A 14020-nucleotide genomic window follows, 5' to 3' on the forward strand; every position below is an offset into this window, starting at 1 on the left:
AAGAGGTTTTTATATGCAAATTACGATTTCTAACCATTCTAAGGAGCCTATCTATGAGCAAATTACGACGCAAATCAAATCGTTGATCTTAACGGGTGAGCTTGCAGAAGGTGCGGGACTGCCGTCTATCCGAAAGCTGGCGAAGGATTTACAAATCAGCGTCATCACAACAAAACGTGCATATGAAGAGTTAGAGAAGGCAGGATTTATTTATTCGATTGTCGGTAAGGGATCATTTGTTGCCGAGCAAAACCTAGAGGTCATGAGAGAGAAAAAATTGAAGGTGATTGAGGAACAGCTTGGAGCGGTTGTTACAAACGGCAAGGAATTAGGCTTATCTTTTGATGAATTGCAGCAGTTATTAAAGTTCTTGTATGAGGAGTGAGATGAGTGGAGCACGTGATTGAATTCAAAGGAGTATCAAAACGGTTCAAAGACTTTTCTGTGCAGAATCTTGATTTACAGGTCAAAAAGGGCTTTGTTACTGGGTTTATTGGAGAAAATGGAGCCGGTAAGTCGACCACGATTAAAATGATCATGAATTTGTTAAAACCAGATTCTGGTGAGATTAAAATTTTTGGATTAGATTATCGCACGCATGAAAAAGAGATTAAGGAACGAATTGGCTTTGTTTACGATGCTAACGTTTTTTTCCCAGGATTGAATTTAAAAGACATCAAACGAATTGTGGCACCTGCCTATAAACGCTGGGATGACCAGCTTTTTTATCAATATATTGAACAGTTTGGCCTACCGCTGAATAAAGCGATTAAAACATTTTCAAAAGGGATGCAGATGAAGGCGTCACTTGCGATTGCGCTGTCGCATCATGCCGAGCTGATTATTATGGATGAACCAACTGCTGGGCTAGATCCGGTATTTAGAAGAGAGCTGCTCGGCACGTTACAAGAATTGATGATTGATGGAAACCGAACGATTTTTTTCTCAACGCATATGACGACTGATTTAGATCGCATCGCGGATTATATTGCGTTTATACAAAATGGAAGATTGGTCTTTCAACAGTCGATTCATGAGGTGGCGGAGAATTATGCGCTGGTGAAGGGGAGCCTTGATTTGCTGGATCGAGACACAGAAAAGGCGTTTATCCATATTCAGCGTACGGCAGCCGGATTTGAAGCATTAACAGATCGGATTGATGAGGTGAAACTTATTTTTGGGGATGCGGTTGTGATTGAACCGGCGTCGCTTGGGGATATCATGTTTTATTTGAAAGGCGGGGTTGCGCATGTTTCATTTAATTAAGCGTGATGTGATTTTGCAAAAGAAGCAGTTACTTATTTTTATTCCGTTTATCTTATTTTTTATTTTCATGGATGTCCATCCAGTATTAACGTTTCTAGTCGCTAGTGTTTTCATTCCATTTAACACATATGCTTATGATGAGAAGGCAGAAACGAATATTCTATTAAATTCCTTGCCCTATACACGTAAAGAAATTATCGCATCACGTTATCTTGGCGCCATTTTCTATATGAGTATTGCGATCGTGCTGACAAGTGCTGCATTATTTGTGTTTGGGAAGCTGTTTTCGCTGTCAGATATTGCGATTGGCAGCGGGTTGTTTTTATTGTTCGCAGCATGTACGTTTCCATTGTTTTATATCTTAAAGCCTGGCTATATCACAACGGCAGTGATTATTGGCTTTATCGTATTATCTGCTATGGGACCGCCTGTTGTTCTCTATTTAGCAGAGCAATTCAGTGGGATCACTGATTTTATCATGAATTTATCGATCCCTATTGTATATACGGGGTCAACTGTACTGATTATGCTCATCTACTTGCTGTCTTGGGGACTTTCTACTGCGATTTACCAGAGGAAAGTGTTTTAAATCAGATGATCACATCATTTATAGAGAATCATTCATTTTGAGGTAGGCCTTTCAAAATGGATGATTCTTTTTTGCATCCGGTGAAATTGACATACAGAAGAAAACAGGTTATTGTTATTTAACATAATGTTAATTATTTTTAACATTATGTTAAATAAAACATCCTTTAAGAAAGGAATCTGAAATGGAAATTAAAAATAGAATGAAAGTATTACGGGCAGAAAAAGACTGGACACAAAAGGATTTGGCAGAGAAGTTAGGTGTGACTCGTCAAACTGTGGCAGCGATTGAAAATGGTAAATATTCTTTGTCTTTAAAACTAGCATTTCAAATTGCGAGAACATTTGAAGTTGATTTATATGACGTTTTTCAAGAGGTCGACAAGGAGGAACAACAGCGATGATGACAACGATCATACTTTATTCTCTGATTATCCTTTCTATCTTAAGTACGGTCTTTCAATTTAAGAAAAGCCGTGAATATAAACAGGATGAACGGGGTCAATTTATTTTAGCGAAAGCTGGAAGTTTTTCAATTGTAGGTGTGGCATTAGCCTATATATTGGTGGCTGTCATTCAAGCTTTTGTTCATGAATTATCATCTCCAACGGAATGGTTTTATATAGCGATTACGTTTATGTATGTATCAAGTGTTTGCGCAAATACCATTGGCATTATCTATTGTGAAAGAAAATACTAATCTTTCATCTGCGGATGCAAGCTAGGGTACTTCATCATGAAGGGAAGAAAAAATATTGAAAAAATTACTGAAAATAATGCTGATTGCTCTATGTACCATTCTGACTGTCTTGGTTGTATTTGTAGCCAGTGTTTATGTTGTGAATCTAATTAGTAATGAAAGAGAACAGGGGAAAATAGAATATTATGGGCAAAAGGTCTTGGTAGATGGGAAGCAGATGAATGTGCTCATTCAAGGCGATGGGAAAGAAACGATTGTCCTTCTCCCAGGCTATGGAACTGCTTCACCAGTGCTGGATTTTGAACCGTTAGTCAAGGAGTTATCGCCAGATTATAGAGTCGTTGTGATTGAACCGTTTGGTTATGGTTTAAGTGACGACACAGATAAAGTAAGGACAAGTCAAAACATTGTGGATGAGATTCATGAATGTTTGCAAAAACTCAACATTAAAAAATATACGCTGATGGGTCATTCGATTGCTGGCATTTATGGATTAGAATATGTGAATCAATATGAAAAAGAAGTCCAAGCCTTTGTTGGAATTGATACGAGTGTTCCTAAACAGGAAACGGATGAATTGCCAGTCTCCAGCTTACAGCTGCTTCATCAATCCGGCTTTTACAGATTGATAGTGAAAATGAATCCAGATCAACTGGTGATGCCTAAAGTAGATGATCAAACGAAAGCTCAGATTAAAATGCTGACTTTCCGAAATTTCTTGGATGAAAGCCAAGCGAGTGAGGCAGAAAACTTTAGAAACAATTTTAAAAACGCTCAACGCCTACATTTCCCTAAGAAGCTCCCTGTTGCTTTCTATCTAGCGGATCAAACGGAGGAAGAAACACCAAGCTGGAAACCAATGCATGAAGAGCTGCTGAAACATGTAGACCACGGAAAAGTCGTTACTTTTAAAGGCGGCCATTATTTGCATCATACGAAATCAAAAGAAATCGCAGATGATGTGAGGGAGTTTCTATCGAACAACGAGCGCTCACGTTAGCGGTTTTCCTCCTCAGCTGGACAGATGAAACATCGCAATTTTGATCAAAACGAGTGAACTGATTTGTTTTATGATCAAGAAGAGGTGAGGGAGATGATGTATAGTCGGGTGACGCAAGAGGTGATTTCTTATTTGGAGTCGCATTTGATGGATGAGCTGTCGCTGAGACAGGTGCCTGAGAAAGTAGGATATTCACATTTTCATTTGCTGCGTGTGTTTAAACGAGAAACCGGGCTGTCGATGGGGGAATATGTGCGGAAACGAAGATTAGCTACGGCTGCACAGCTTCTTTTGTATACGGATCAGGGGATTTTAGACATCGCTTTTTCGTTACAATTCCAATCGCAGGAAGCCTTTACGCGTGCTTTTAAGCATCTGTATTCCTTACCTCCCGGAATGTACAGGTCCATGATGAGAGACATGCGAATGAAAAAGGAGGAAGATTCGATGACATTACATGAAGCAGTACCTGGCTGGGGTTTGAGTGGTTCACATCCGCATATGTATGAGATGGGTGTTGATACAGCAGAATTTCATACGGGAAAGCAATCAGGTGTTTTATCATCTAAAGAAGGCGTACAAGAAGGACAGTTTGCGACGATGATGCAAGGGTTTCAAGCAAAAGAGTATGTAGGCAAGCGATTGAAGCTCTCTGCTTTCTTGAAAACAGAGAATGTATCTTCAGCAGGAATTTGGATGCGGGTAGATGACGGAAAGGGTGATACGGTGCAGTTTGATAATATGCAGAATCGACCTGTGACAGATTCTACGGAATGGAATCAATATGCGATCGTATTAGATGTTCCTACGCGCAGTGAATCCATTCATTTTGGAGTGCTACTCAGCGGACATGGAACAGTCTGGGCTGACGGTTTTCGATTTGAGGAAGTGGATGAGAAAACACCTACGACGAATATGGAGGAGGCCTCGGCTTTGCCAGATGTGCCGATGAATTTGCATTTTGAGCTTGAGAAGACCGTGTGAGCGGTCTTTTTTTGGTGTATACAAATCTGCATGAACCGTTTATAATGAAAAATATAAATAAACATACCGACGGTCGGTATGTAAAAGGGGGCGTTTGAACTGGCGCGAAATAAGTATCCAGAAAAGACGATGCAGCAAATTTTGGATGTGTCGACAAAGTTGTTTCAGGAAAAGGGATTTGAAAAGACAAGTTTGCAAGATATTATTCATGAGTTGAATATGTCTAAAGGGGCTATTTATCATCATTTTAAATCGAAGGATGAAATATTACGCGGCGTGATGGATCGGCAGTTTCGTTATGCAACCGAGAAGCTTGAGGAGTTAATTGAGCATACGGAGGCAGCTCATGCGAAAGAGAAGCTGCAGCTTATCCTGGAGCAGCTTGTGGCAGACCCTCAGTCTCATTCGATTGATGGGATCTTGGTTGATCAGATGAAAAATCCGCAATTTGTGATTGAAGGCATGAAGACAGGTGTCAATCAGGATGCTTTGAGAATCAAACAGTTAATCATTGAAGGGATTGAGGATGGTTCGATGGAAACTAAGTTTCCTGGTGAAGTGGCAGAAGTATTTTTGCTTCTTGTGAATATATGGTTGAATCCCACATTGTTTGTACGCAATCATGAAGAAACTGTCCAGCGTTTGTGTTTTTTAAAGCAGATGATGAAGGGTCTTGGCGTGGATATTGTGAGTGATCTATTTATTCAAAAGGTGACAGCGCACTATGCTGAAATTGGCGGGTATGATCTGCCCGAAAGATAAAGAATGCCAACTGATAGGAGGATGACGTATGATTCATTTTATGAAGGTTGAGCTAAGAAAAGGCCACATGAAGCAGTATATTCAAGCTAGTTTTATCGCGAGTATTGTGCTGCTAGTATTCATCTATTTTATTGCGTTTGCTGCAAAAATTGAACGCGAACCGGGTTTTCAGCAATATACGAATATTTATTTGTTAACGAGTACAGTATGGATGATCTTTTTTTCTATCATCACAGCTATGCTGTATTGGCGTGTAGGCAAGACTGTTGATCAGGAACGCACATCCAATTCAGTGAGATTCCTTTCTCATATGATATGGATGGTGTGCCTTTCAACGTTTGCGATGATGTGCAGCATCATTCCTTCATTTGTTGTGTTTAGTGTGTCTGAAATGTTCTTCCCTATTGTTCATGATACGCTGACGGCAGGTGCTCTGTTTCAATTGATGAAAACATTCTTTATGTTGATTGTTTGTGTTCAAGCGATTGGTTTGATGGCGATGAGAATCGGGTTGAGGAAGAAATCTGTTTTGATGACCGTCCTGACTGCAATTGTTTTATGTGCTGTTTTAGGAAATGTATCGCTGGCCATTTATGGAAATGATCAATTGAACCTCGTCCTGTCAGGAGTGATGATCTCGGCAGTGCTCATTGTGATTTTGGAATTGTGGAGCCGCATCGGCCGGATGCAAACGAGGTAATTCATGATGGGAAAAGGAGGGAGACATGTGAAGCATACGGTTCGAATTGAAGAAGTCATAGCGCAACTTTCTTTAAACTGGCTGGTGGGAGATGTTCGCCTTCATCACCATGATCATCCTTATGTATTGATAAAGCAGACCACCAATCATGTATTCCCCCATCGGTATTTACTGCATCATCAAGTGCAGGGAGGTAGGCTGGTCATTCAAGATAAGAGAAAAAGAGCGGTCAGCTTGGGTCTTCATCTTCATAAGACGGATTTGGAGATTTACCTCCCACGGACACAGTTGCAGTACTTGTCTATTCATTGTAAAGGAGCAAATCTATTCTTGGATGGACTGAAGGTGAAGGAGGCTAACTGCCAATTGATTTCTGGAAAGTCCATGTTTACGGGAGAAATCAAGCATCTGCGCTTGCAGACAGTGGGTGGATTTATCTCTAGTCAACAGCTCAACACGCAGACATTGAGCCTGCGTACTACTTCGTCAAAAGTGGAGATGGCAGGTGCTTTTTCGGATATTGATTTGAATTTAATAGGCAGAAGGGTACAGATACATTCAAAGGCTATGCTGGATTCACTCAAATCGACGTCAACTGGATCATCTGTTAAAGTGGCGATTCCGGAAAATGATGGATTTATTTGTTATGTGAAGAAAAGATCAGGTACTTTTCACAATGACTTTCCCTGTGTTGATGATCAGGAGAGAATGGTTTATAAAAATGGAGGGAAAAGCTTTGAGGTCGATATAAGGGGAGGTTCTTTTCTATTAAGTGATGGTCATTGAAGCGATGATGATCCTCTGATTCAATATATCAATATAAAATAATTTGAACATCTTCTTATGTCAGAATATTTTGCTAATATTGTTTTCCTCAAAAAAACAATTGTTTTTTAAGGGTAGATTTATTATGATAATATACATCGAAAGATTGAAGATTTTGAATCAGAATGAAAATTCTGATTTTTTATTTTTTATGTTGTTTGTTGATGAGGGGGAATAGAAGTGGCTCAAAAGGAATTAAAGAGAGGGTTAAGTGCTCGTCATATTCAAATGATTGCGCTTGGCGGCACAATTGGTGTTGGCTTATTTATGGGGTCAGCTAAAGCCATTCAATGGACAGGTCCATCGGTTCTTCTAGCGTACGCAGTGTGTGGTATTTTTATCTTTTTTATTATGCGTGCGATGGGAGAAATGTTGTATCTTGAACCGAGTACGGGATCTTTTGCTACATTTGGGCATCAATATATTCATCCGCTTGCGGGGTATATGACAGCTTGGAGTAACTGGTTCCAGTGGGTCATTGTTGGAATGTCTGAGATTATCGCCGTAGGCGCTTATATGAAATATTGGTTCCCGGAGTTACCGGCGTGGATTCCCGGATTAATCGCCATGATCATTTTAGGTGCGGCCAACTTGATTTCGGTTAAGTCATTCGGTGAGTTTGAATTCTGGTTTGCGATGATCAAGATTGTGACGATTATTTTAATGATCATTGCAGGTTTAGGCATTATTTTCTTTGGGTTTGGCAATGGTGGAACAGCGATTGGTTTGTCTAACCTTTGGGCGCACGGCGGATTCTTTACAGGTGGATTTAGTGGTTTCTTGTTTGCATTGTCCCTAGTGATTGCTGCCTATCAAGGGGTAGAGCTCATTGGGATTACTGCAGGTGAGGCGCAAAATCCGCAAAAGACGCTTACAAATGCCATCAAAAGCATCATCTGGCGTATTTTGATTTTCTATATCGGTGCGATCTTTGTCATCGTGACGGTGTATCCGTGGGATCAGCTGAATACGCTCGGCAGTCCATTTGTGGCGACGTTTGCGAAAATTGGAATTACGGCAGCAGCAGGTATTATTAACTTTGTTGTCATTACAGCAGCGATGTCCGGCTGTAATAGTGGAATCTTCAGTGCGGGACGTATGCTTTATACATTAGGTGTGAATGGACAGGCACCTGCTTTCTTCACAAAAATTTCGAAGAATGGTGTACCGTATTTTGGGACATTTGCTGTGCTGATTGGTTTAGCGGTTGGGGTGGTCTTAAATTACGTTTCGCCGCCAAACATTTTCGTTTATGTGTATAGTGCGAGTGTCCTTCCTGGTATGGTGCCTTGGTTTGTCATTTTGATTAGTCATATTGGCTTCAGAAAAGCGAAGGGGGCAGCGCTTGATCAGCATCCATTTAAGATGCCGCTAGCACCAGTTTCTAATTATCTTACGATTGGCTTCTTATTGATGGTTCTTGTGTTTATGCTCATTAATCAGGATACGCGTATTTCTCTTATTGTGGGGATTGTTTTCTTGATTGTTGTAGCGCTTAGCTTCTTCATATTTGGGATTGGAAAGAGAAAACCGATCCAAACTGCTCCATCTAATCAAACGGTGGAATAATCAAAAGCCTTGCGGAACAACCGCAAGGCTTTTGTCGTTTACAGAGAAGCTTTGACACGCTGAAAGACATCTGGAAAGTTGGTGAAAAGACCGGTGACGCCGTATTGCAGAAGACGTGTCATGTCTGCTTCGCTGTTTACCGTATATGGGTGAAGGAGGAGTCCGTGGCTTCTGACCTGCTGTACATTTTCAAGTGTCAAAGCTCTAAAATTCGGTCCGACCCCCACTGCATACGATTTGATGAAGTCGAGCTGATCATCTGTAATAGACGTCATTTGCGCTCTATCTAATAGCTGTACTTTTGGAAGCCGAGGGGCGAGTTTCTGCAATTTTAATAGACTTTCTTGGCTGAAAGATTGGATGATGACCTGCCCTTTTCTCGTATGTTTTCCAAGAAGATGATGTTTCTTTAAGACGGCCAATAGTTTTTCTTCCATTTGCGGATAGATGTCTGGTTTTTTGGTTTCAATATAATAATTTTCTCGTTTACCGAAGTAGCGTAATACCTCATCTAATGTGAGGACTTGCTGTCCAATAAAGTGGGCATTTTGTTTGTCGGGGTTGGCTTCGTTAAACCATGCACCGGCATCAAGCTGTTTGATTTCGGCAAGTGTGAGGTCTTTGACCCAGCCGGTTCCGTTTGTCGTCCGGTCAACCGTTTCATCGTGCATGACGATGAGGTGTCCATCCTTTGTCATTTGAAGGTCGAGTTCGAGGTAATCTGCATTCATCTTTGTGGCGAGCTTGTAGGAAGCTAGGGTATGCTCTGGGGCATACCCTGATGCTCCGCGGTGTGCAACGGTTAAAATGCGATCTGGAGATAAAAGATGTTCATGTGCCGATATGGTGGTCGGCACCCAACCAAAAGACAGTAAAGCAAAAGAGAGTAACACGAAAGCAAGTAATCTACTTTTCTTCATATTTTATCCTCCTTTTACGGTAACTGCCTCCATCATAAGAAATAGATGTAAAGGGCATGTTGGGCGGAGATGAATCTTTTATGTGATTTTCATTAAGCTTGCTCTACGCGCTTTCCTGTATTCCATGTCATGGCGAGGAACACAATCGCAAGGATACAAGAACCAACTAGTAAAATGAAACCTCCTGTCCAGTCATAGTGATCGACGACGACGCCCATCATGGCATTAGCAAAAGCAGAGCCACCAATATATCCAAAGAATCCTGTCAACCCGGCAGCAGTGCCAGCGGCTTTTTTCGGAGCGAGATCAATGGCTTGCAGTCCAATGAGCATGACGGGTCCGTAAATTAAAAACCCGATGCTGATGAGGGCAATGTTATCAACCATTGGATTGCCAGCAGGGTTTAACCAGTACACAAGAACCGCAATTAATACGCCAATCATAAAGAGGACGCCAGCAGGTGCGCGGCGGCTTCTAAAGAAGCGGTCACTAATCCACCCGCACAATAATGTACCAGGGATGCCTGCATATTCATAAAGGAAATAAGACCAGCGTGAATGCTCTGGTGAGAATCCTTTTGCTTCTGTTAAATAGGTAGGTGCCCAGTCTACGACCCCATAACGGACAAAGTACACAAAGACGTTGGCAATGGCGATATACCAAAGGAATTTGTTGTTGAGTACATATTTAAACAAAATCTCTTTTACGGTTAATTCTTTTTCTTGATCTTCATATTGTTGTGCCGGATAGTCATTTCGGTATTCTTCAATTGGCGGAAGACCAGCGGATTGCGGGGTGTCCCGTACGAGAAGAATGATGACGAAGGAGACGATAATGGCAATGATGGCAGGGAAGAAAAAGATACTTTTCCACGTCGCAAACAAAACAATTCCTAATGTAATAAGCGGTGCAAGAATCCCCCCGCCGATATTGTGAGCGACGTTCCAAATGGACATTTTCGTTCCACGTTCACTCACCGAAAACCAATGTGCCATCGTTCGTCCGCATGGCGGCCACCCCATTCCTTGAAACCAGCCGTTTAAGAACATGAATAAAAACATGATCCATACACTGGATGTCACCCATGGAAATGAGACAAATAGAATATTGATAAGAGCTGATAGAAAAAGTCCAGCGGCTAAAAAGTATCTTGGGTTACACCGGTCTGAGATCATCCCCATAATGAATTTACTAAAGCCATAAGCGATAGAAACAGCCGCCAGTACAAAGCCTAATTCACTTTTTGTGAACCCCTCTTCCTGTAAATAAGGGATGGCAAATGCGAAATTTTTGCGCAGCAAATAGTAGCCCGCATATCCGATAAAGATTCCCAAAAAGACTTGCAGCCGCAGCCGTTTATAGGTTTCGTCTGTTTTGGCATCATCGAGCCTGTCGATATGCGGAGCTGGTTTAAACCATTTGAACATAAACATCCTCCTCTTGTAGATATGACTAAAACAAAAGTACGAGATCTGTCTTTGATCTTGTACTTTTTCAGAGACAAAAGAATTGATAACGCTTTCTTTTGTACTCCCATCATATCGGATGGAGAAGATGTTTATGATGAGGCTTTTGTCATTATTTTGGAAAAACAGTTCATGAAGTGATGAAAAAAATCCGCACAATGGCGGATTTTTAATAGTGGTTAAATCGATACATCAATTTTGGCAGATTTCTTTAGTTGATCAATTTCTTTTTGTACTTCTTTTTGCTTTTCTTGAGATTCTAACTGCTTCTTGATTTGTGATTTGACGTCTTTGAAATCAGGTGCTTTTTGTTTTTGTTTTTTCATTTGTTCGGCGTATTGGTCATAGTACGCTTTGACGTCTTTTTCAGACACAGAGGCTGATTTAATTTCTTTGTCGACATATTGGCTGTATTTGATGCTGTCGGCAATATCACTTTTCAGCTGATCCATTGTCAGTCCGCTCTTTTTGAGTGCTTCTTCAAATTGAGCATTGTCTTTAAATTGTTTCTTTTCTTCTTTTAGCTGCTTATCGACTTGCTTGTCAGAGGCTTTATAGCCCTTCTTCTCAGCATCTTGCAGGATGAGCTCTTGACCTACTAGCGCATCAATGGTTTGCTTTTTGACAGCTTTTGCGCCTTCTTTAGATGTTGGGTCTTGTCCAGACTGCTGAAGTTGACCTTGAATGGTTGATAGGGCGCTATTGTATTCACTTCCTGTGATTTTATCTTTGTTGACGGTCGCAACGACCTTTTGATCATCAATTTTTTGTGCGTCTAATTTCTTTTGCATCTCTTCCATTTGCTTTTGCTGCTCTTTTTGGTCAGCCTGTGTTGTTTCCTTGCTGTTGGCTGAATCGTTTTGCTTATCCTGTTTCGCATCGTTTGATGAGCAGGCTGCAAGCCCCACTGATAACAGACAAGCAATGAGTGTATATGATACTTTTTTCAATTATTTTCTCTCCCTTCGGTATGAGAACATCTAGTGCGCATTCTAACCGTTTTAGAGGAAAAATAAAACCGTATAGACGAATTGTTAGCGGATTGACATGTTTTTTATCTGTTTGTCCTCATTTTGTCTTCTCATAGTCATCATATGACAGCTCAAGTTTGGAATAATTGTTCCATCGCTTCGTCGAGATTGGTGATCGGCTGGCGGCAACTGTAGTTTTCACAAATATAGACCGTCGTGCTGTCGTTGATCGTTTTGTAATCTTTTGCAAAAGGTGCGAGCCTTGCTAATTCTTGCCCTGTTTCGGCAGTTAAAATGAGATCAAATGGCATGAATCGTTTTTGCAATGCTTGTAGAAGCTGTTCTTTTTGCGGATCGCCCTTTTTCCCGAGAATAATGATTTCTCGTTTGACGGCATATTGGCTTAATAGTCCTTGTAAAAAGGCGGTATGTCCGCTTGGATAGGAAGAGACATCGACGTAAAAGGCGCTGAACATCTTCTCTAGTGTTTCGATCCAGTCTTGACGTTCGATCATTCTGCTTAGTTTCAGAAGCTGTTGGAGTGCAGTACTGTTACCAGACGGCATGGCCCCGTCGTATACTTCTTTTTCCCGAACGATAAGCGTTTCTGCATCTGAGCCTGAGAAGAAAAAGCCCCCGATTTGCTCATCCCAAAACAGTTCAAACATATTTTCAGCAACGGCTCTGGCTTTTGTCAGCCAATCTAGGTCAAAGGTCGCTTCGTATAAAGACATATACGCTGTGAGCATGTGCGCATAATCCTCGATAAAGCCTAGATGCTTTACGTCCCCTTCTCTGAAGCGGACCATGAGGCGTCCCTGTTGGATGAGGTGTGTTTCGAGAAAAGACATCGCCTGTTTTGCCATGCGGATGGCCTCTTTTTCATGAAAGACACTCCCTGCTTTGGCAAGTGCGGAGATCATCAGCGCATTCCACGAGGTGAGTACCTTGTCATCGATTAGCGGTGTAGGTCGCTGCTGTCTTACAGTGAGTAAAATGCGTCGAGCGGATTGCAGTTTGGAATGAAGGGTTTTGTCGTCGATTGAATATGCTGCTTTGATGTCATCAAATGAGGTGGAAATGGTATGAGGGATGTTCTGTCCTTCAAAATTTCCTTCCTCTGTGATGTGGTAGACCGCACAAAATAAAGTGCCGAGGTCATCACCTAAATGGGTCATGATCTCCTCTTTTGTCCAAACGTAATATTGCCCTTCTTTTCCTTCTGAATCGGCATCGATTGCGGAATAAAAAGAGCCGTCACGATTCATCATGTCTCGTTTAATAAATTGAATGAGGTCTTGGACAAGCTTTTCGTACTCATGGTGTTGAGTGATTTGATAGGCTTCGGTGTAGGCATCTATCAGCAAGGCGTTATCGTACAGCATCTTTTCGAAATGCGGCACAAGCCATTTTTCATCGGTTGAATACCGAGTAAATCCAGAACCAATATGATCATAAATACCGCCGTTTGCCATACCGTTTAACGTTTTTGTGACAGCATATAACGCATTTTCTTGCCCTGTCCATTCAAAATAACGCATGAGAAACGTGAGCATATGAGGTGCGGGAAATTTAGGCGCAGAACCGAAGCCGCCATACAGCGTATCAAAGCTGCTCATGAGCTGATAATAGGCTTTGTGAATCGACTCCTGAGTGAGCGTATTTTCTGTCTGCCCTGCTGCCTTGATCCGTAAATTATTTGTTGCCTTTTCTGCCAATGATTCAATATGATCACGATCGTTGTGATACGCATCCAGCAATTGCGTCAGTGCTTCAATGAAGCCGGGACGGCCGTAAGCACTTCTTTTTGGAAAGTATGTCCCCGCATAAAACGGCTTTTGATCAGGCGTGACAAACACGTTGAGCGGCCAGCCGCCTTGCCCGGTCATCATCTGACAAACGGACATATACATCGAGTCAATATCTGGACGCTCCTCACGATCAACTTTGATTGAAATGAAATGCTCGTTTAGGATGTCAGCGACTTGTTGATCTTCAAAGCTTTCGTGTGCCATGACGTGGCACCAGTGGCAAGTGGCGTAGCCGATGCTGACAAGCACCGGTTTATTTTCACGTTTCGCTTTGTCGAATGCTTCTTGCCCCCACGGGTACCAGTGAACTGGGTTGTGGGCGTGTTGAAGGAGGTAGGGTGATTTTTCCGTGATGAGTGGGTTGGGTGTTTGGTTGTTTGGCATGGGACACCTGCTTTCGCATTACTATTTAAGGTGCTGTTGATATAAAAGGTGTACATTTACATCATTTATAACCG

General features: G+C 41.6%; 15 protein-coding genes. 11 read left to right on the plus strand and 4 right to left on the minus strand.

The window, feature by feature from the left end:
- Positions 1-13 precede the first annotated feature (13 nt).
- From NST01_RS01190 to NST01_RS01240, 11 genes are all read left to right on the plus strand, one after another.
- Positions 14-385, plus strand: coding sequence for a GntR family transcriptional regulator (locus tag NST01_RS01190; protein ID WP_008343911.1), 372 nt, complete (start codon positions 14-16; stop codon positions 383-385).
- A 5-nt stretch (positions 386-390) separates the two neighbouring features.
- Positions 391-1266 (plus strand): ABC transporter ATP-binding protein, encoded by an 876-nt coding sequence (locus tag NST01_RS01195; RefSeq protein WP_341041342.1) that lies wholly within the window; start codon positions 391-393, stop codon positions 1264-1266.
- Positions 1250-1855 carry an ABC-2 transporter permease gene (locus NST01_RS01200; RefSeq protein WP_008343909.1) on the plus strand — a complete coding sequence of 202 codons (606 nt, stop codon included), beginning with the start codon at positions 1250-1252 and terminating at the stop codon, positions 1853-1855. Before NST01_RS01195 ends, NST01_RS01200 begins: the two co-directional genes overlap by 17 nt.
- A 184-nt stretch (positions 1856-2039) precedes the next feature.
- Positions 2040-2258: a helix-turn-helix transcriptional regulator gene (locus NST01_RS01205; RefSeq protein WP_017358703.1), complete on the plus strand. Its 219-nt coding sequence runs from the start codon at positions 2040-2042 to the stop codon at positions 2256-2258.
- Positions 2255-2554, plus strand: a complete 300-nt coding sequence (locus NST01_RS01210; protein ID WP_017366494.1) for a hypothetical protein — start codon at positions 2255-2257, stop codon at positions 2552-2554. The genes NST01_RS01205 and NST01_RS01210 overlap by 4 nt, the downstream gene beginning before the upstream one ends.
- 55 nt (positions 2555-2609) lie before the next feature.
- Positions 2610-3554 (plus strand): alpha/beta fold hydrolase, encoded by a 945-nt coding sequence (locus NST01_RS01215; protein WP_341041343.1) that lies wholly within the window; start codon positions 2610-2612, stop codon positions 3552-3554.
- A 93-nt stretch (positions 3555-3647) separates the two neighbouring features.
- Positions 3648-4538, plus strand: a complete 891-nt coding sequence (locus NST01_RS01220; protein WP_148780787.1) for a helix-turn-helix domain-containing protein — start codon at positions 3648-3650, stop codon at positions 4536-4538.
- Between the two features lie 129 nt (positions 4539-4667).
- A complete protein-coding gene (locus NST01_RS01225) occupies positions 4668-5300 on the plus strand; it encodes a TetR/AcrR family transcriptional regulator (protein ID WP_046342507.1) in 633 nt (210 codons plus the stop codon).
- A gap of 28 nt (positions 5301-5328) precedes the next feature.
- Entirely contained in the window at positions 5329-6000 is a 672-nt protein-coding gene (locus NST01_RS01230) for a bacitracin ABC transporter permease (RefSeq protein WP_341041346.1), read from the plus strand.
- Positions 6001-6027: 27 nt separating this feature from the next.
- Positions 6028-6786 carry a DUF4097 family beta strand repeat-containing protein gene (locus NST01_RS01235; RefSeq protein ID WP_212047230.1) on the plus strand — a complete coding sequence of 253 codons (759 nt, stop codon included), beginning with the start codon at positions 6028-6030 and terminating at the stop codon, positions 6784-6786.
- A gap of 219 nt (positions 6787-7005) precedes the next feature.
- Entirely contained in the window at positions 7006-8394 is a 1389-nt protein-coding gene (locus NST01_RS01240; protein WP_048001358.1) for an amino acid permease, read from the plus strand.
- A gap of 38 nt (positions 8395-8432) precedes the next feature.
- Here the strand turns inward: NST01_RS01240 and NST01_RS01245 are convergent, their stop codons facing one another.
- The 4 genes from NST01_RS01245 to NST01_RS01260 all read right to left on the minus strand — a co-directional run bounded on the left by NST01_RS01245 (position 8433) and on the right by NST01_RS01260 (position 13946).
- Positions 8433-9314 (minus strand): glycerophosphodiester phosphodiesterase, encoded by an 882-nt coding sequence (locus NST01_RS01245; RefSeq protein ID WP_017358710.1) that lies wholly within the window; start codon positions 9312-9314, stop codon positions 8433-8435.
- A 92-nt stretch (positions 9315-9406) separates the two neighbouring features.
- Complete coding sequence (glpT, locus tag NST01_RS01250; protein WP_008343899.1) at positions 9407-10741, minus strand: glycerol-3-phosphate transporter; 1335 nt, start codon at positions 10739-10741, stop codon at positions 9407-9409.
- 218 nt (positions 10742-10959) lie between these two features.
- Positions 10960-11730 (minus strand): SurA N-terminal domain-containing protein, encoded by a 771-nt coding sequence (locus tag NST01_RS01255; RefSeq protein ID WP_017358711.1) that lies wholly within the window; start codon positions 11728-11730, stop codon positions 10960-10962.
- 152 nt (positions 11731-11882) lie between these two features.
- Positions 11883-13946 (minus strand): thioredoxin domain-containing protein, encoded by a 2064-nt coding sequence (locus NST01_RS01260; protein ID WP_341041347.1) that lies wholly within the window; start codon positions 13944-13946, stop codon positions 11883-11885.
- Positions 13947-14020: the final 74 nt, after the last annotated feature.

It is taken from the genome of Bacillus sp. FSL R7-0166 (assembly GCF_038008935.1).
GTDB classification, from domain to species: Bacteria; Bacillota; Bacilli; order Bacillales; family Bacillaceae; genus Bacillus; species Bacillus altitudinis.

Coding starts and splice junctions, on each gene's coding strand:
- NST01_RS01190 (WP_008343911.1), top strand. CDS start 14: ATGCAAATTACGATTTCTAACCATTCTAAGGAGCCTATCTATGAGCAA.
- NST01_RS01200 (WP_008343909.1), top strand. CDS start 1,250: ATGTTTCATTTAATTAAGCGTGATGTGATTTTGCAAAAGAAGCAGTTA.
- NST01_RS01205 (WP_017358703.1), top strand. CDS start 2,040: ATGGAAATTAAAAATAGAATGAAAGTATTACGGGCAGAAAAAGACTGG.
- NST01_RS01210 (WP_017366494.1), top strand. CDS start 2,255: ATGATGACAACGATCATACTTTATTCTCTGATTATCCTTTCTATCTTA.
- NST01_RS01220 (WP_148780787.1), top strand. CDS start 3,648: ATGATGTATAGTCGGGTGACGCAAGAGGTGATTTCTTATTTGGAGTCG.
- NST01_RS01225 (WP_046342507.1), top strand. CDS start 4,668: ATGCAGCAAATTTTGGATGTGTCGACAAAGTTGTTTCAGGAAAAGGGA.
- NST01_RS01230 (WP_341041346.1), top strand. CDS start 5,329: ATGATTCATTTTATGAAGGTTGAGCTAAGAAAAGGCCACATGAAGCAG.
- NST01_RS01245 (WP_017358710.1), bottom strand. CDS start 9,314: ATGAAGAAAAGTAGATTACTTGCTTTCGTGTTACTCTCTTTTGCTTTA.
- glpT (WP_008343899.1), bottom strand. CDS start 10,741: ATGTTCAAATGGTTTAAACCAGCTCCGCATATCGACAGGCTCGATGAT.
- NST01_RS01260 (WP_341041347.1), bottom strand. CDS start 13,946: ATGCCAAACAACCAAACACCCAACCCACTCATCACGGAAAAATCACCC.